Origin of the sequence: Enterovirga sp. (assembly GCF_035325185.1) — a bacterium.
Taxonomy (GTDB): Bacteria; Pseudomonadota; Alphaproteobacteria; order Rhizobiales; family Beijerinckiaceae; genus Enterovirga.
Genome location: NZ_DAOLAJ010000071.1, coordinates 1 through 16,926 on the forward strand (window position 1 = coordinate 1; position 16,926 = coordinate 16,926).

The window sequence follows — 16,926 nt, forward strand, 5'->3', positions numbered from 1 at the left end:
AGGTGGTCAGCCGGCGCACGAAGTTCCTGCTGAACAAGGCGCGCGACCGCGCCCACATCCTGTGCGGCCTCGCCATCGCGGTCGCCAATATCGACGAGGTGATCCGCCTCATCCGCACCGCGCCCGATCCGAACACGGCGCGCGAATGGCTCATGGAGCGCGACTGGCCCGCGGCCGACATCGCGCCCCTGATCGCCCTCGTGGACGATCCGAGGCACCGCGTCAGCGCCGAGAACACCTACCGGCTCTCGGACGCGCAGGCCCGAGCCATCCTCGAGCTGCGCCTTGCCCGCCTCACCGCCCTCGGCCGCGACGAGATCGGCGACGAGCTTCAGAAGCTCGCGAGCGAGATCAAGGACTATCTCGACATCCTGGGCTCGCGGGCGCGCATCCAGGGCATCATCAAGGACGAGCTGACGAGCATTGCGAGCCAGTTCGCGACTCCGCGCCGGACGGACATCGTCGACTGGGCCTCCGATGTCGAGGACGAGGACCTGATCCAGCGCGAGGACATGGTCATCACCGTCTCCCATGCGGGCTACATCAAGCGGGTTCCGCTCTCGGCCTACCGGGCGCAGCGCCGCGGCGGGAAGGGCCGCGCCGGCATGCAGACGCGCGAGGAGGATTTCGTCACCCGCCTCTTCGTCGCCAACACGCATACGCCGATCCTGTTCTTCTCCTCGCGCGGCCAGGCGTACAAGGAGAAGGTCTGGCGCCTGCCGCTCGCCGCGCCCAATGCCCGCGGCAAGGCGCTCGTCAACATGCTGCCGCTGGAGGCCGACGAGCGCATCACCACCATCATGCCGCTCCCCGAGGACGAGGCGTCCTGGGAGACGCTCGACGTCATGTTCGCGACGGACCGGGGCTCGGTGCGCCGCAACAAGCTGTCGGATTTCGTGCAGGTGAACCGGGGCGGCAAGATCGCCATGAAGCTCGACGAGGGCGACCGCATCATCGGGGTCGCGACCTGCTCGGAGCAGGACGACGTGTTGCTGACCACGGCCGCCGGCCAGTGCATCCGCTTCCCCGTCCCCGAGGTGCGCGTCTTCAAGGGGCGCGATTCCACCGGCGTGCGCGGCATCAACCTCGCCAAGGACGACACGGTCATCTCCATGGCGATCCTGCGCCACGCGGAGGCCAGCCCCGAGGAGCGCGCGAGCTATCTCAAGATGCGGCGCGCCATCGAAGGGCAGGCCGACGAGGCCGAGGGCCAGGAGGGAGACGAGGAGGCAGCCGAGGCGGGCGCCCTGCCGCAGGAGCGCTATGTCGAGATGAGCGAGGCCGAGCAGCACGTGCTGACGGTCTCCGAGCGCGGCTTCGGCAAGCGGACCTCGTCCTACGAGTACCGGATCACGGGGCGCGGCGGCAAAGGCATCGTGGCCATGGCGACCACCGGGCGCAACGGCCGGCTCGTCGCCTCCTTCCCCGTGGAGCACGAGGACCAGATCATGCTCGTCACCGACGGCGGCCAGCTCATCCGCGTGCCGGTGGACGGCATCCGGGTCGTCGGCCGCGCGACCCAGGGCGTGACGATCTTCAATACGGGCGAGAGCGACAAGGTCGTCTCGGTCGAGCACCTCGTGGGCGAGGAGGAGAACGGCTCCGAGGAAGGCGAGGGCTGAGGGCTCGCAGGGGAACTCTCCCTCCCGCGAAGCGGCGGGGAGGGTTGGTGCGGCAGAAACCGCGGGGCGTGTCCTGCCGGCCTTACGCGAAGATCACCTTGCGGAAGCGGGCGAGCGCGATGGCGAAATAGACCGACCCGATGGCTACGATCTTCGCGATCTGCGGCCAGACGATGTCGAGCCCGGCGCCCCGGTAGAGAACGCCCTGGGAGAAGGCGACGAAATGCGGCGTCGGGCTGAGGATCTGCATGGTCCATTGCAGCCAGGGCGGCATGCTCTCCATCGGCGTCGTGGCGCCGGACAGCAATTGCGTGACGACGAAGACGGGGATGGCGAGGAGGCCGAACTGCCCCATCGTCGTCGCGAGCGTGCCGAGCAGGATGCCGAGCGCCGCGACGCAGAAGGCATAGATCGCAGCGCCCGTCACGAACAAGGCGAGGGAGCCCGCGACCGGCACGCCGAGCGCCAGCTCCACGATGAGCGTAAGGGAGGCGACAGCGGCGACAAGAATAACGAGCGCATTGGCCAGCATCTTGGCGAGCATGATCTCGACCGGCGTCACCGGCATCACGAGGAGATGCTCGACCGTGCCCTGCTCGCGCTCGCGGATCAGCGCCGCGCCCGTCAGCACGATGGTGAGGAGCGTGATGTTGTTGAGGATCTGCATCACCGAGTTGAACCAGCCGGAATCGAGGTTCGGGTTGAAGCGCGCCCGCACCACGAGATCGACCGGAAGCGGGGTCGAGGTCTCGCGGCCCGCCTTCAGGTTGGCGATCTCCTGCGTGATGATCTGCTGGATATAGACCGCGCCGTTGCCGGCCTGGGTCATGGCCGTGGCATCGACGTTGAGCTGCAATTCGGTCGGGCGGCCGGCGAGCAGGTCGGCCTCGAATTTCGGCGGAATCTCCAGCACGAAGACGAGCCGGCCGGAATTCATCTGCGTGTCGATCTCGCTCGCGGAAATGCGCTCGGCGAGCTTGAACAAAGGCGGCCCGAAGGCGCCGAGCAGGGTGCGCGCGAAATCGGACTGGTCCTCGTCGACGACGCCGATGGTGAGGTCGCGCGCTTCGATCTTCACGCTCTGCGACACGGTATAGACCGCGATGCTGAAGGCATAGGCGACGAGGATCAGCATCACCGGGTCGGCCCGGATGCTGCGCAGTTCCTTCACCGTCAGGCGGAAGATGTTCTGGAGATGGACGAGGAGGGCCGCCATCTCAGGCTTCCTGCTTGCGCAGGCCGATCTGCGCCACGACGAGGAAGAGCAGGAAGAAGCCTCCCAGCGCCAGGAGGTTCGGCCACAGGTCGGCGAGGCCGAGCCCCTTGGTGAAGGTGCCGACGCTGACCGGCTGGTACCAGGCCGGCGGCAGGCTCGTGCCGATGATCCGCCCGCCCCCCGACAGGGAGGCGACCGGCACCATCAGCCCGGAGAAGTTGATGGCCGGGATGATCGAAAGGATCGCCGTGGCGAAGACGGCCGAGACCTGGGTGCGCGTGAAGCTGGAGATGAGCTGCCCGAACCCGGTCGTCGAGGCGACGTAGAGCAGCGTCCCGGCGACGAGCGTCGGGAGCGATCCCTTGACCGGCACGTCGAAGACGAGCCGCGCGATGAGGGTGAGCAGCACGAAGCTCCCCATGGCGATCCCGATATAGGGAAGCTGCTTGCCGAACAGGAACTCGAAGCGGCTGATCGGCGTCGAGCGGAAATTGGCGATCGAGCCGGTCTCCTTTTCCCGCACGACCCCGACCGCCGAGGTGATCGCCGGGATGACGATCAGCATCAGCATGATCACGCTCGGCACCATGGCGTTGGCGCTCTTGAAGGCCTGGTTGTAGCGGAAACGGGTCTCGATCGTGACGGGAGGGAGGGCGTGGCTCGAGGCGGCATCGCCGGAGGCGAGGTTCTGCACGTATTGCGCCGCGAGGGCGGTGACATAGCCGCGCGTGGTCTCGGCCCGGAAGGGCATGGCGCCGTCGAGCCAGACCGAGAGGCCGGGGCGTCGCCCGGCCTGGAGATCGCGCCCGAAGGAAGGCGGGATCTCGATCGCGAGCTGAAGCTCCCCGCTCCTGAGGCGCTGATCCAGTTCGGCGGCGGAGCGGATCGGGGCGCGCTCCTCGAAATAGCGTGAGCTGGAGAAGGCTTCGACGAGCTGGCGGCTCTCCATCGATTTGTCCTGGTCGAAGACCGCGAATTTCAGGTTCTCGACGTCGAAGGAAATCCCGAAGCCGAAGGCCAGCATCAGAAGGATCGGCCCGAGCAGGGCGAAGCTGAGCCGGATCGGATCACGGATCAGTTCCATCGTCTCGCGCCGGGCGCAGGCCCAGAGTCGGCGTGGATCGAAGCGGCGGGCAGGCAGGACCGGCCGGGCGGCGAGGACCGGCGCCTCCGGCTCGGACGCGGGAGTGTCCGTGATACCGGCGGCCTCCTTCAGATAGGAGATGAAGGCGTCTTCGAGCGTGTCCGCGCCGCGCTGGCGGACCAGTTCCTCGGGCGTGCCGACCGCGAGCACCCGGCCGGCATGCATGAAGGAGATGCGGTCGCAGCGCGCCGCTTCGTTCATGAAATGGGTCGAGAGGAAGATGGTGACGCCGTCGTCACGCGAGAGGTCGATGAGGGTTCGCCAGAAGGCGTCTCGCGCGATCGGATCGACGCCCGAGGTCGGCTCGTCGAGGATCAGCATGGCCGGGCGGTGCAGCACGGCGACGGCGAGTTGCAGGCGCTGGCGGATGCCGAGCGGCAGGGTCTCCGGCCGCTCGTCGGCGACGCTGCCGAGGTCGAACCGGGCCAGAAGCTCCGCGATGCGCCCCGCAATCTCCGAGGCCGGCAGGTGGTAGAGTTCCGCATGAAGCAGGAGATTCTGCCGGACCGTCAGCTCGCTGTAGAGCGAGAAGGATTGCGACATGTAGCCGACGCGCCTTCGCGTCTCCATGTCGTCGGCCGCAAGCGGCTGGCCGAAAAGCTTCGCCGTGCCCTCGCTCGCCGGCAGGAGGCCGGTCAGCATCTTCATCGTCGTGGACTTGCCGCAGCCGTTCGAGCCGAGGAAGCCGAAGATCTCGCCCCGCCCGATGCGGAAGCTGACATGGTCCACCGCGACGAAATCGCCGAAGCGGCGCGTCAGCCCCTCGGCCTCGATGGCGGGCGTCGCATCATCGGCCGCCCGGCGGGGGCGCAGTTCCACGGGCCGGTATTGCGCCCGCTTGGCCTCGGGCAGGAGCCCGACGAAAGCCGCCTCCAGCGTCGGCTGCCCCGCCTGCCTGCGCAATTCGTCCGGGCTGCCCGTGGCGATGACCTTGCCGTCATCCATGGCGACGAGCCAGTCGAAGCGCTCCGCCTCCTCCATATAGGCGGTGGCCACGATCACGCTCATGCCCGGCCGCCGGGCGCGGATCGTGTCGATCAGGTCCCAGAACTGCCCGCGGGAGAGCGGATCGACGCCCGTGGTCGGCTCGTCCAGCACGAGGAGGTCGGGATCGTGGATCAGCGCGCAGCAGAGCGAGAGCTTCTGCTTCATGCCGCCGGAGAGCTTGGCGGCCGGGCGCTCCTCGAAGGGGTCGAGTCCGGTCGCGCGCAGCAATTCGCCGATGCGGGCGCGGCGCTCCGCGGCGTCCTGCCCGAAGAGCCGGGCGTGGAAGTCGATATTCTCGAAGACCGACAGCGTCGGGTAGAGATTGCGGCCGAGCCCCTGCGGCATATAGGCGATGCGTCCGCGCCGCGCCTCCCGCTCGGCCGTGACGCCGAGATCGCCGCCGAGCGCATGGACGGCGCCCTTCTGGATCGCGCGCACGCCTGCGACGAGCGCGAGCAGCGTCGACTTGCCGACCCCATCCGGCCCGATCACGCCGATCATGCGGCCGGAGGGGATATCCAGGGTCACCCCGTCGAGGGCGTTCACGCGCCCGTAGCGATGCGTGACCCCGGCGAGGCTGGCCGCGGGCTCGCCCGTCCTCATGGCAGCTTCACGGCGAGCGAATCGGGCCACTTGGCCTCGGGAGAGGTGCGTACGAAGCCGAGGCCCCGCACGCCGGTCTTCACGCGGCGATGGTATTTCGCGAGGAGGTCCCGGTCGACCTGGAGCTTGACGCGGAAGACCAGTTTCTCGCGCTCCTCCGCCGTCTCGACCGTCTTCGGCGTGAACTGCGCGTCCGCGGCGACGAAGCTTACCGTCGCCGGGATGACGTATTGCGGGACGGGATCGAGGATGATCCGGGCCTCGTCGCCGAGCGCGAGCCGCCCGGCCTGCGCCGCCGGCAGGTAGATCGTCATGTAGACGTCCGACAGGTCGAGGATGGTGACGACGCGGGTCCCGGCTGACACTACCTCGCCGGTGCGGGCGAGCTGGTACTGCACGCGCCCGCTGCGCGGGGCGACGAGCACGAGATCGACGAGGATCGCCTTGATCTGCTCGGCATCGGCCTCGGAGGCGCGGATCGCGAAATGGGCCTGGTCGCGCTGCGCCTCCGCCGCCCGCAGCGCCGCATCGGCGGCATCGGCCCGGGCGACGCGCTGGTCGTAGACCTGCTTGCTGATATAGCCCTTCGCGACGAGTTCCTTGGCGCGGTCGGCATCGGTGCGCGCGAAGCTCTGGTCGCTCTTGCGCTGCGCGATCAGCGCCTCCGCCTCGGCGAGGGCCTGGCGGGCGCGCAGCACCTGCGCCTGGGCGGAGCGAAGCTGCGCCTCGTATTCGGGCGAGGCGATCCGCGCGATCACCTGGCCTGCCGTGACCTCGTCGCCCTCGTTGACGTTCACCTCGGCGAGGCGGCCGGGATATTTCGAGGACACGTCGATCTGCGTCGCCTCGATGCGGCCGTTCGTCTTGACGATGCCCTCCGGCATCTGGTCGCCGCGCAGCCTCTCGATCAGCGCCTTGATCCGGGACTGCGCCTGGACGGCCGGCGGCGGCAGCATCAGCGCTGCGAAAACGGCCGCGAGGGCGATTCGGGAAAAGCGCATGCCTGTCTCCGGAGGCCGGGCTCAGATATCCGTCCTCTCGGCGCGATGCTTACCATGCCGGCTGCGTGCCGGCCCACAGCGTCCCGCCTTTAGGGCGCCGCCATTTCGATGCCGTCCTCCAGGCCGCGGATGATCGGGCATTCCGGGCGCCCGGAGGCATCGCAGGCGCTGGCGAGATGCTGGAGCGTCGCGGCCATCTCGCGCAGATGCGCGGCCTTCAGCTCCAGCTCGCGAACATGCTCGAGCGCGATCGCCTTGACCTCGGCATTGCTGCGGCCCTCATCGCTCCACAGGCGCAGCAGCACCCGGATGCGCTCGATCGGGAATCCCAGGTCGCGCGCGCGCCGGATGAATTGCAGGCGGTGAATATCGGCGGGGGAATAGTCCCGGTAGTCGTTCTCGCGCCGGTCCGCGCCCGGAACGAGGCCGATGGCCTCGTAGTGGCGGATCATCTTGGCGGAGACGCCCGACGCCTTCGATGCCTGTCCGATCCGCAATGCCCCAACTCCCTCCTGCCGGCTTGACCTTACCATGATGGGAAGCCTCAAGACAGCGCCAAGGAAAGGCGTCAACCATGGACCATGAGCACAGGCACGGCGCGGGAGCGGGCTCCTGCTGCGGCGGACATGCCGAGCCCGCTCCCCCTCGCCACGAAGCCAGCCATCACGGCTGCTGCTCGGGGAAGGCTGCGGCCACGCTGAAGGACCCCGTCTGCGGCATGGACGTGAACCCGGACACGGCGAAGCACCGGGCCGAGCATGAGGGCCGACCCTATTATTTCTGCTCGGCCGGCTGCCGGACGAAGTTCCTGGCCGATCCAGGCCGGTATCTCGAAGGGCGGCCCGCCATTCCCGCGGAGCCGGTTCCCGAGGGAACGATCTATACCTGCCCCATGCATCCCGAGGTCCGGCAGGTCGGCCCCGGCTCCTGCCCCCTCTGCGGCATGGCGCTGGAGCCGCTTCTCGCGAGCGCCGAGACGGGGCCGAGTCCCGAGCTTGCGGACATGACGCACCGGCTTCGGATCGGCTTCGCGCTGGCGCTTCCGGTCTTTCTGCTCGAAATGGGCGGGCACCTGTTCGGCATCACCGACCGGATCGGACAGCAGAATTCCAACTGGGTGCAACTCGTGCTCGCGACGCCGGTCGTGCTGTGGGCGGGCTGGCCGTTCTTCGAGCGCGGCTGGCGGTCGATCGTGAGCCGCCATCTCAACATGTTCACGCTGGTCGCCATCGGCACGGGCGCGGCCTGGCTCTACAGCATCGTCGCGACCCTGGCGCCGGGCCTGTTCCCCGCAACCCTGCGCGGCCATGGCGGCGCGGTGCCGGTCTATTTCGAGGCGGCGGCCGTGATCACCGTCCTCGTGCTCCTGGGGCAGGTCCTCGAATTGCGCGCCCGCGACAGCACCGGAAGCGCCATCCGGGCGCTGCTCGACCTGTCGCCCAAGACCGCCCGCCGGATCCGGCCGGACGGCACGGAAGAGGAGATCCAGCTCGACGAGGTCCAGGTCGGGGACCGCCTGCGCGTGCGGCCGGGCGAGACGGTCCCGGTGGACGGCGCCGTCCGCGAGGGCCGCTCCTCGATCGACGAATCGACGGTCACGGGCGAATCGATGCCCGTGGCGAAGGGGGAGGGTGCCCGCGTCATCGGCGGCACCCTGAACCGGAGTGGCGCGCTGGTCATCGAGGCCGAGAAGGTCGGCCGGGACACGATGCTGGCGCGGATCGTCCAGCTCGTCGCCGATGCGCAGCGTTCCCGCGCGCCGATCCAGCGGCTCGCCGATCAGGTCTCCGGCTGGTTCGTGCCGGCGGTCCTCGCGGTCGCCGCTCTCGCCTTCGCCGCGTGGTGGATGTTCGGGCCGGAGCCGCGCATCAGCTTCGCGCTGCTGGCGGCGGTCGCGGTGCTGATCATCGCCTGCCCTTGCGCGCTCGGGCTCGCGACGCCCATGTCGATCATGGTCGGCGTGGGTCGCGGCGCGCGCGAGGGGGTGCTGATCCGCGACGCCGAGGCGCTCGAGCGGATGGAGAAGGTCGATACCCTCGTCATCGACAAGACCGGCACCCTCACCGAGGGCCGGCCCTCCGTGACGGCGCTGGTCCCGGCCACGGGATTCGGCGAGGAAGAGGTGCTGCGGCTCTCCGCCAGCATCGAGCGGGCGAGCGAGCATCCGCTCGCGCGGGCGATCGTGACGGCCGCCGAGGAGCGCGGCCTCGCTTTCGCGCCCGTGACGGATTTCGATTCGCCCACAGGCAAGGGCGCGCTCGGGACGGCGGACGGACAGCGCGTGGTCCTGGGCAATGCGACCTTCCTGCGCGAGCAGGGAATCGACGCCTCCGCCCTCGAGCGGGAGGCCGAAAGGCTGCGGGGCGACGGCGCCACGGCGATCTTCGCCGCGATCGGTGGCCATCTGGCGGGGGTGATCGGGATCGCCGATCCGATCAAGGATTCGACGCCCGCGGCCCTCGCGGCTTTGCGGGCGGAGGGCATCCGGGTCGTCATGCTGACCGGCGACAACCGGACGACGGCGAAGGCGGTCGCCACGCGGCTCGGCATCGAGACCGTGGAGGCGGAGGTGCTGCCCGAGCGGAAGGCGGCGATCGTCGAAGGCTACAAGCGCGAGGGCCGCGTCGTCGCCATGGCCGGGGACGGGGTGAACGACGCGCCGGCCCTGGCCGCGGCCGATATCGGCATCGCCATGGGGACGGGAACCGACGTCGCCATGGAGAGCGCGGGCGTGACGCTGCTGCGGGGGGATCTCGGCGGCATCGTCCATGCGCTCAGGCTGTCGCGCGCGGTGATGTCCAATATCCGCCAGAACCTGTTCTTCGCCTTCGTCTACAACGCGGCGGGCGTGCCCGTGGCGGCAGGCATCCTCTACCCGTTCCTCGGCATCCTGCTCTCGCCGGTCATCGCGGCCGCCGCGATGGCGCTCTCCTCGGTGAGCGTCATCGGCAACGCGCTGCGGCTGCGGGCCGCCCGCATCTGAGCGTGCCTCACCGGGCCGGCTCGGTGCTGTTCGAGCCGGCGAAGGGGTCGGCGACCTTCGGCCAGAAGGGCTGCGTGCGCTTGGTGAAGGGGATCGCGGCGTAGTCGGGCGGCACCGCGCCCGGCGCCGCGACATAGCGGATCTCGCGCGCGACGGGGGCGAAGGCGGCATGGAAATGCTGCATCGACTTCACCACCACGAAAGCCTTGTCGCCGAGCGTGAGGCCGAGCCCGGTGAAGCCGTCCGGCGCGAAAGCCTGCTGGCGGATCGTGACGAGGACGATGTGGATGCCCTCGTGCTCGACCCAGGCGGAGGGCCCGAGCGGCTGGCGCCCGCCGCTGAGCCCGCCCTGGTCATGCGCTTCCGACAGGCCCCGGACGGTGACGCGCAGGTCGACCGGCTGGCCCGAGGCCGGCCCGACCTTGCCGCCGATGCGCAGGTCGAAGCTCGCCCCGATCCCAGCCTCCCGGCAGATCTCGACCGCGAGGGGGTCCCAGTAGAGGCCGGTCGCGACGTCGCGCACGCCGCGCTCGACGAGCCGGCGCAGGATGAAGGTCGAATCGGAGGCGGCTCCCGCCCCGGCATTGTCGGCGACGTCGGCGAGGACCAGGGGCCCCGCGCCCGCCGGCCCCCCGAGGCCCCGGTCGATCGCCTCGTCGATCGTGTCGAAGGCCGTGCCGGTGGCCTCGCGCAGGTCGAAGAACTCGCCGGCGAGCTTGTCCGCGAGCGCCGCCGCCTTCGCCTCGTCCTCGCCGACGACCACCATTTGCGCCCCGACCTCCGCGACGTCGCCCCAGGGGAAGCCGTGGCCGAGCCCTACATTGAGGATGCCGTCCCGGCCCTCGAAGCTCCGCATGCGCTCGACGAAGGCCCGCATGGGTGGGAGGGAGGTGCGCCACATGCTCACCATGCGGCAATCGGCATAGGCGGTGACCGGACGCCGGCCGGTCCTCGCGGCGTCGACGCAGATGTCGTAGAGTTCCGGCGCCCGCTCGCCGATATCGGTATGCGGGTATTCCTTGAAGAGGACGAGCGCGTCCGCCTCTTTCCGCATCTCCTCCGTGAGATGGCAATGGAGGTCCAGCTCGACCCCGACCAGCGCCTGCGGCCCGACGATCTCCCGCACCCGGGCGATCGTGTCGCCCTCGCAATCGTCATAGCCCTCGGCCACCATCGCGCCGTGCAGGAAGAGCAGCACCACGTCCACCGGCATGGCGGCGCGCAGGTCCTCCAGCAGCTCCCCGCGCAGTTGCTCGTAGGCCCCGCGCAGGGTGGTGCCGCCGGGCTGGGCGAAGGTCGAGATGCTCTCGGCGACCTCGTGGCCGTCGCGCTCGGCGAGGCGCCGCCACTCGATCAGCGGGATATTGCCGATGCGCGGCGGCTGTCGGCTGCCGTCGCGGCGGAAATATTCCTTCTCCTTGAAGGCCGCCAATCCCGTCGGGAGGGGCGCGAAGGTATTGGTCTCGGTGGCGAGCGTGGCGATGAAGATCTTCACCCGGCGGATTCCTCGGCCCTCATGGGAGGCGGGATTTTGGCCGGGGAAGGCGCCGGCCGGCAAGTGCGTCCTCCCGCCTTGGCGTCTCCCCGCCTTGCGCCTGGAAAACCGGCAATCCCGTCTGGCCCTTTGGCCCGCGCCGTGCATGATGGTCGCGACAATAAAAGGGGAGTGAGGGAATGAAGACGGGAATGGGCCGCCGGCTCGGGCCGGTGCTCGGCGCGGTGATCGTGGCCGCGATCTCGCTCGGTGCCGCTCCGGCCTTCGCCCAGGCGAAGAAGACCATCAAGGCCGTGATGCATTCCGGCCTCCGGATCACCGATCCGATCATCACGACGGCTTATATCGCCCGCGATCACGGCTACATGATCTACGACGTCCTCTTCGCCTATGACGAGAAGTTCGAGGTCAAGCCGCAGATGGTGAAGGATTACAGCGTCTCCCCCGACGGGCTGACCTATACCTTCACCTTGCGCGACGGGCTCAAGTTCCATGACGGGGCGCCCGTCACCTCCGACGACTGCATCGCCTCGATCCAGCGCTGGGGCAAGCGCGACGGCATGGGCCAGAAGCTCGCCGACTTCACCAAGGAATGGGTCAAGGTCGACGACAAGACCTTCAAGCTCGTCCTGAAGGAGCCCTACGGCCTCGTCCTCGCCTCCCTCGGCAAGCCCTCCGGCAACACGCCCTTCATCATGCCCAAGCGCATCGCCATGACCCCGGCCGACCAGAACGTGCCGGAGGAGATCGGCTCGGGCCCGTTCAAGTTCGTCAAGGAGGAGTTCCAGCCCGGCCTCAAGGTCGTCTACGTGAAGAACACCGACTACGTGCCGCGCTCCGAGCCGGCCAGCTATCTCTCCGGCGGCAAGGTCGTGAAGGTCGACCGCGTCGAGTGGATCAACATCCCCGACTACCAGACCGCCGTGAACGCCCTCATCAACAGCGAGATCGACTATATCGAGCAGCCTCCGCACGATTTCCTGCCGATCCTGAAGAAGGAAAAAGGCATCACGCTGACCAATTACGACGATCTCGGCTTCTCGGGCATGATGCGCATGAACTGGACGCAGCCGCCCTTCGACAACGTCAAGGTGCGCCAGGCGGCGATGCTGGCCGTGAGCCAGCAGGATTATCTCGACGCGCAGATCGGCGATCCCGACTATTATCGCGTCTGCATGGCCATGTTCGTCTGCGGCACGCCGAACGGGACCGATGCCGGAGCCCCGAAGACCGACCTCGCCCGGGCCAAGGCGCTCCTCAAGGAGAGCGGCTATGACGGCACGCCCGTCGTCATCATGCAGCCGACCGACCTCGCCATCGTGGCGCCGCTCGGCCCCGTCACCGCGCAGGCCCTGCGCAATATCGGCATGAAGGTCGACCTCCAGTCCATGGACTGGCAGACCCTCGTCGGGCGGCGCGCGAAGCAGGATCCGGTCGCGCAGGGTGGCTGGAACATCTTCCACACCATCTGGCAGAATGCCGACCTCCTGAACCCGATCGCCAATATCGGCGTGAACGGCCGCGGCAGGAATGGCGGCTGGTTCGGCTGGCCCGACGTTCCCGACGCGGAGAAGCTGCGCGACGCCTATGCGCGCGAGACCGATCCCGCCAAGCAGAAGCAGATCGCCGCGGACGTGCAGAAGATCGCCTACGATCTCGGCATGTATTATCCGACCGGCAGCTACAAGATGCCGGTCGCCTCGCGCGGCCTGACCGGCATCCTGAGCGCGGCGGCGCCGGTCTTCTGGAACATCGAGAAGAAATAGCGGCGCGCCATGGGTCGCTTCCTCCTCGGCCGCGTCCTTGCCACGATCCCGGTCCTCCTGGTCGTGGCGACGGTCGTCTTCGCCCTGCTGCGGCTCGCGCCGGGCGATCCGGCCGCGATCCTGGCCGGCGACGTCGCGACCCCCGAGCAGATCGCCGCGATCCGCATGCGGCTCGGGCTCGACCAGCCCGCCTATATCCAGTTCATCGACTGGATGGGGCGGCTCCTGCAGGGCGATCTCGGCACCTCGATCATCTCCAACCAGCCCGTCACCCGGCTGATCGGGGAGCGGATCGAGCCGACCCTGGCCCTCGCAGGATCGACGATCCTGTTCGCGGTGCTGGTCGCGGTGCCGCTCGGCGTCCTGGCCGCCTGGCGGCACGGCACCTGGGTCGACCGCGCCGTGATGGCCTTCTCGGTCATCGGCTTCTCGATCCCGGTCTTCGTGCTCGGCTATCTGCTGATCCTCGGCTTCGCCATGGAGCTGCGCTGGCTTCCGGTGCAGGGCTATGCGCCGCTGCGCGACGGCTTCCTGCCCTTCGCGACCCGGCTCGTCCTGCCGACGCTCACGCTGTCGGTCATCTACATCGCGCTCATCGCGCGCATCACGCGGGCCAGCGTGCTCGAAACCCTCGGCGAGGACTACGTGCGCACCGCCCGCGCCAAGGGCGTCGGCGAGCGTTCGGTCCTCGCCCGCCACGCGCTGCGCAACGCCGCCGTGCCGATCGTTTCCGTGATCGGCATCGGCATCGCGCTCCTGATCTCCGGCGTCGTCGTCACGGAGAGCGTGTTCAACCTGCCGGGCCTCGGGCGGCTCACCGTCGATGCGGTCCTGGCGCGGGACTATCCCGTCATCCAGGGCGTGACGCTGCTCTTCGCTTTCCTCTACGTGCTGATCAATCTCGGCATCGACGTCGCCTATACCCTTCTCGATCCGAGGATCCGCTATTGAGCGCCGCCGACGCCCCACAGGCCCCGGCCGCTGCCGCTCCCCGGCGGCGCCTGCCCCGCGCGCTGCGCAATCCGAGCGTGGTCGCGGGCCTCGTCGTCCTCGCGATCGTCCTGGTCGCGGCCCTCGCCGCGCCCCTGCTCTGGACCTCCGACCCGATCCTGCTGCGCCCGCGCCTGCGCCTGCGCCCGCCCTCGGCCGCGGCGTGGCTCGGCACCGACCAGTTCGGCCGCGACGTCTATAGCCGCGTGGTCTACGGCGCCCGCGTCTCGCTGATGATCGGCTTCTCGGTCGCGATCGTCGCCGTCACGATCGGCACCCTCGTCGGCGTGGTGGCGGGCTATGTGCGCATCCTCGACATGATCGTCATGCGGATCATGGACGGGATCATGGCGATCCCCTCGATCCTCCTCGCCATCGCCATGGTGACGCTCTCGGGCGCAGGCATCCTCACGGTGATCGTCGCCATCGTGATCCCGGAGATCCCGCGGGTCGCGCGGCTCGTGCGCTCGGTCGTGCTGACGGTGCGCGAGGAGCCCTATGTCGAGGCGGCGATCGGCGCCGGCACGCCCTTGCCCCTGGTGCTGTGGCGGCACGTCCTGCCCAATACCGTCGCGCCGCTGATCGTGCAGGCAACCTATATCTGCGGCTTCGCCATCCTGACCGAGGCCATCCTCAGCTTCCTCGGGGCGGGCATTCCGACCGAGGTGCCGAGCTGGGGCAACATCATGGCCGAGGGCCGGCAGAGCTTCCAGATCGCGCCCTGGGTGGTCCTCTTTCCGGGCCTGTGCGTCGCCGCCACCGTCCTCGCCATCAACGTGATGGGCGACGGGCTACGCGACACGCTCGATCCGCGCCTCGCGCGGCGGCTGGGGAACGTGTGATGGCCGCGCCTGTCCTCGAGGTCAGGGGCCTCACCGTCGCGCTTCCGACCGGGGGCGAGCGGCGCCATGCCGTGGAGGACATCTCGCTCACGGTGCGCCCGCGCGAGATCGTCTGCGTGGTCGGCGAATCCGGCTCGGGCAAGTCGGTCACGGCCTTCTCGACGATGGGCCTCCTGCCGCCCGTCCTGAAGCCGGTCGCGGGGGAGATCCTGCTCCAGGGCGAGAACACGCTCACCGCCTCGAAGGCGCGGCTGCGCGAATTGCGCGGCAGCCGCATGGCGATGATCTTCCAGGAGCCGATGACGGCGCTGAACCCGGTCCTGCCGGTCGGGGAGCAGGTCGCCGAGGCCCTGGACTGGCACGGCGCGCGGCTGTCGCGCGCGCAGAAGCGCCAGCGCGTCCTCGAGCTGATGGAGGACGTGCGCCTGCCGCGGGCGGGCGAGATGATCTCGGCCTATCCGCACCAGCTCTCCGGCGGCCAGCGCCAGCGCGTGATGATCGCGATGGCGCTCGCCAACGAGCCCGCTTTGATCATCGCCGACGAGCCGACCACCGCCCTCGACGTCACCACCCAGGCGCAAATCCTCAAGCTGATGCGCGAGCTTCAGGCTCGCCACGACAGCGGCATCCTCTTCATCACCCACGATTTCGGCGTCGTGGCCGAGATCGCCGACCGGGTCGTGGTGATGCGGCGGGGAAAGCTCGTCGAGCAGGGCACGGCCGAGGAGATCCTGACCAACCCGCAGGATCCCTATACGCGCATGCTGATCGACGCGGTGCCGGGCGCGGAGCCCCCGCCGCCCCGGACGATCCCCGACAAGCCGCCCGTGATCGCTGCGCGGGAGGTCGAGAAGGTCTATGGCGGGGGCGTCTTCGGGGGAGGGCGCCCGGTCAAGGCGCTCGACCGGGTGTCGATCGCGCTCAAGCCGGGCGAGACGCTCGGCATCGTCGGCGAATCCGGCTCGGGCAAATCGACCCTCGCGCGCTGCATCGCCCGCTTCATCGATCCGACCGGCGGCGAGATCCTGCTGGACGGCGAGGAGATCGGCCGCAAATCCGCCGCCGCCCTCCGGCCCGTTCGCCACCGCATCCAGGTGATCTTCCAGGACCCCTATCGCTCGCTGAATCCGCGCCGCACGGTCGGCCAGTCGATCATCGAGGGGCCGATGAATTACGGCACGAGCCGCGAGGAAGCCTGGGCCCGAGGCCGCGAGCTGCTCCAGCTCGTCGACATGAACCCGGCGGGGCTCGAGCGCTATCCGCACGAATTCTCAGGCGGGCAGCGCCAGCGCATCGCCATCGCGCGGGCGCTGGCGATGAAGCCGCAGGTGCTGATCGCCGACGAGGCCGTCTCCGCCCTCGACGTCTCCGTCCAGAAGCAGGTGCTCGAGCTTCTGGAGGATATCCGCGAGAAATTCGGCCTCGCCATCCTCTTCATCACGCATGATCTGCGGGTGGCTGCCCGTATCTGCGACAGCGTCGTCGTCATGCTGAACGGCAAGGTCGTGGAAAGCGGCCCGTCGAGCCGCGTCTTCGTGCATCCCGAGCACGACTATACGAAGGCCCTTTTCGCCGCGGCGCCGGGGCGGGGCAAGTTCGGGCATTAGCCCGCAACCTGTTCTACCCCATATCGGAGGGGTGGCGATTTCGCCGAAACCCCAAGCTCTTTATGGAGCCCTCGCGCGCGGGATTTTCGGAGCGGAAGACGTGGCGACACGAGCGGAGACGATCGTCCGGGACGCGGCGGAGCCGGCCGCGGCCCGTCGCATCGCCCGCGTCCAGCCTTTTCTCGCCATGGATGTCCTCGCCGCCGCGGCCGCGAAGGAGCGGGCAGGCGGCAGCGTCGTGCATATGGAGGTCGGCCAGCCCTCCGCGCCCGCGCCGCGGCCCGTCCTCGAAGCGGCCCGCGTCGCGCTCGCGGATGGCCGCATCGGCTATACCGAGGCGCTCGGCATCGCCCCGCTCCGGAAGCGGATCGCCCGGCATTACCGCGACGCCTACGGGATCGCGGTGGCGCCGGAGCGGGTCGTCGTGACCACAGGCTCCTCGGCCGGCTTCGTCCTCGCGTTCCTGGCGATGTTCGATCCGGGCGACCGCGTCGCCGTCTCCGCGCCCGGCTATCCGGCCTACCGGAACATCCTCGCGGCGCTCGATCTCGACATGCTGGCGGTGCCGCTGCGGGCCGTTGATGGCTGGCGGCTCACCGCCCCGGGTATCGCGGATGCGGCGGGGGAGGGGCCGCTCGCGGGCATCCTGGCGATGAGTCCCGCCAACCCC

The 16,926-nt window shown here is 69.3% G+C and carries 12 protein-coding genes; 7 read left to right on the forward strand and 5 right to left on the reverse strand.

Annotated elements, in window-relative coordinates; translation table 11 throughout:
• The coding region (locus PKD06_RS13645; protein ID WP_324380933.1) for a DNA gyrase C-terminal beta-propeller domain-containing protein at positions 1–1,622 on the forward strand (1,622 nt) is incomplete at its 5' end.
• Positions 1,623–1,704: 82 nt separating this feature from the next.
• On the opposite strand, the gene PKD06_RS13650 is transcribed toward PKD06_RS13645, so the two are convergent.
• The 4 genes from PKD06_RS13650 to PKD06_RS13665 all read right to left on the reverse strand — a co-directional run bounded on the left by PKD06_RS13650 (position 1,705) and on the right by PKD06_RS13665 (position 7,070).
• Entirely contained in the window at positions 1,705–2,838 is a 1,134-nt protein-coding gene (locus PKD06_RS13650) for an ABC transporter permease (RefSeq protein WP_324380935.1), read from the reverse strand.
• A gap of 1 nt (position 2,839) precedes the next feature.
• On the reverse strand, positions 2,840–5,572 hold the full coding sequence (gene rbbA / locus PKD06_RS13655) for a ribosome-associated ATPase/putative transporter RbbA (protein WP_324380937.1): 2,733 nt from the start codon (positions 5,570–5,572) through the stop codon (positions 2,840–2,842).
• The gene (locus tag PKD06_RS13660) at positions 5,569–6,573 is read right to left on the reverse strand and encodes an HlyD family efflux transporter periplasmic adaptor subunit (RefSeq protein ID WP_324380939.1); all 1,005 of its coding nucleotides are present in this window, start codon (positions 6,571–6,573) and stop codon (positions 5,569–5,571) included. Before PKD06_RS13660 ends, rbbA begins: the two co-directional genes overlap by 4 nt.
• Before the next feature lie 89 nt (positions 6,574–6,662).
• Entirely contained in the window at positions 6,663–7,070 is a 408-nt protein-coding gene (locus PKD06_RS13665; RefSeq protein WP_324380953.1) for a MerR family DNA-binding protein, read from the reverse strand.
• A gap of 77 nt (positions 7,071–7,147) precedes the next feature.
• Here PKD06_RS13665 and PKD06_RS13670 point away from each other — a divergent pair, with 77 nt between their 5' ends.
• Positions 7,148–9,556, forward strand: coding sequence for a heavy metal translocating P-type ATPase (locus PKD06_RS13670; RefSeq protein ID WP_324380941.1), 2,409 nt, complete (start codon positions 7,148–7,150; stop codon positions 9,554–9,556).
• 7 nt (positions 9,557–9,563) lie between these two features.
• Here PKD06_RS13670 and PKD06_RS13675 read toward each other — a convergent pair whose 3' ends face one another.
• Positions 9,564–11,051, reverse strand: coding sequence for a M81 family metallopeptidase (locus PKD06_RS13675; protein WP_324380943.1), 1,488 nt, complete (start codon positions 11,049–11,051; stop codon positions 9,564–9,566).
• A gap of 179 nt (positions 11,052–11,230) precedes the next feature.
• Here PKD06_RS13675 and PKD06_RS13680 point away from each other — a divergent pair, with 179 nt between their 5' ends.
• From PKD06_RS13680 to PKD06_RS13700, 5 genes are all read left to right on the forward strand, one after another.
• A complete protein-coding gene (locus PKD06_RS13680) occupies positions 11,231–12,817 on the forward strand; it encodes an ABC transporter substrate-binding protein (protein WP_324380945.1) in 1,587 nt (528 codons plus the stop codon).
• Between the two features lie 9 nt (positions 12,818–12,826).
• Positions 12,827–13,768: an ABC transporter permease gene (locus PKD06_RS13685; RefSeq protein ID WP_324380947.1), complete on the forward strand. Its 942-nt coding sequence runs from the start codon at positions 12,827–12,829 to the stop codon at positions 13,766–13,768.
• Positions 13,769–13,818: 50 nt separating this feature from the next.
• Positions 13,819–14,649 (forward strand): ABC transporter permease, encoded by an 831-nt coding sequence (locus PKD06_RS13690; protein ID WP_324380955.1) that lies wholly within the window; start codon positions 13,819–13,821, stop codon positions 14,647–14,649.
• Positions 14,649–16,256 (forward strand): ABC transporter ATP-binding protein, encoded by a 1,608-nt coding sequence (locus PKD06_RS13695; protein ID WP_324380949.1) that lies wholly within the window; start codon positions 14,649–14,651, stop codon positions 16,254–16,256. The genes PKD06_RS13690 and PKD06_RS13695 overlap by 1 nt, the downstream gene beginning before the upstream one ends.
• 187 nt (positions 16,257–16,443) lie before the next feature.
• Positions 16,444–16,926 (forward strand): aminotransferase class I/II-fold pyridoxal phosphate-dependent enzyme (locus PKD06_RS13700; protein WP_324380957.1); only part of this gene is annotated, 483 nt, incomplete at its 3' end.

Excerpts from the sequence above, each read along its gene's own strand:
- PKD06_RS13685 (WP_324380947.1), top strand. The coding sequence starts at position 12,827 with ATGGGTCGCTTCCTCCTCGGCCGCGTCCTTGCCACGATCCCGGTCCTC.
- PKD06_RS13680 (WP_324380945.1), top strand. The coding sequence starts at position 11,231 with ATGAAGACGGGAATGGGCCGCCGGCTCGGGCCGGTGCTCGGCGCGGTG.
- rbbA (WP_324380937.1), bottom strand. The coding sequence starts at position 5,572 with ATGAGGACGGGCGAGCCCGCGGCCAGCCTCGCCGGGGTCACGCATCGC.
- PKD06_RS13660 (WP_324380939.1), bottom strand. The coding sequence starts at position 6,573 with ATGCGCTTTTCCCGAATCGCCCTCGCGGCCGTTTTCGCAGCGCTGATG.
- PKD06_RS13670 (WP_324380941.1), top strand. The coding sequence starts at position 7,148 with ATGGACCATGAGCACAGGCACGGCGCGGGAGCGGGCTCCTGCTGCGGC.
- PKD06_RS13695 (WP_324380949.1), top strand. The coding sequence starts at position 14,649 with ATGGCCGCGCCTGTCCTCGAGGTCAGGGGCCTCACCGTCGCGCTTCCG.
- PKD06_RS13650 (WP_324380935.1), bottom strand. The coding sequence starts at position 2,838 with ATGGCGGCCCTCCTCGTCCATCTCCAGAACATCTTCCGCCTGACGGTG.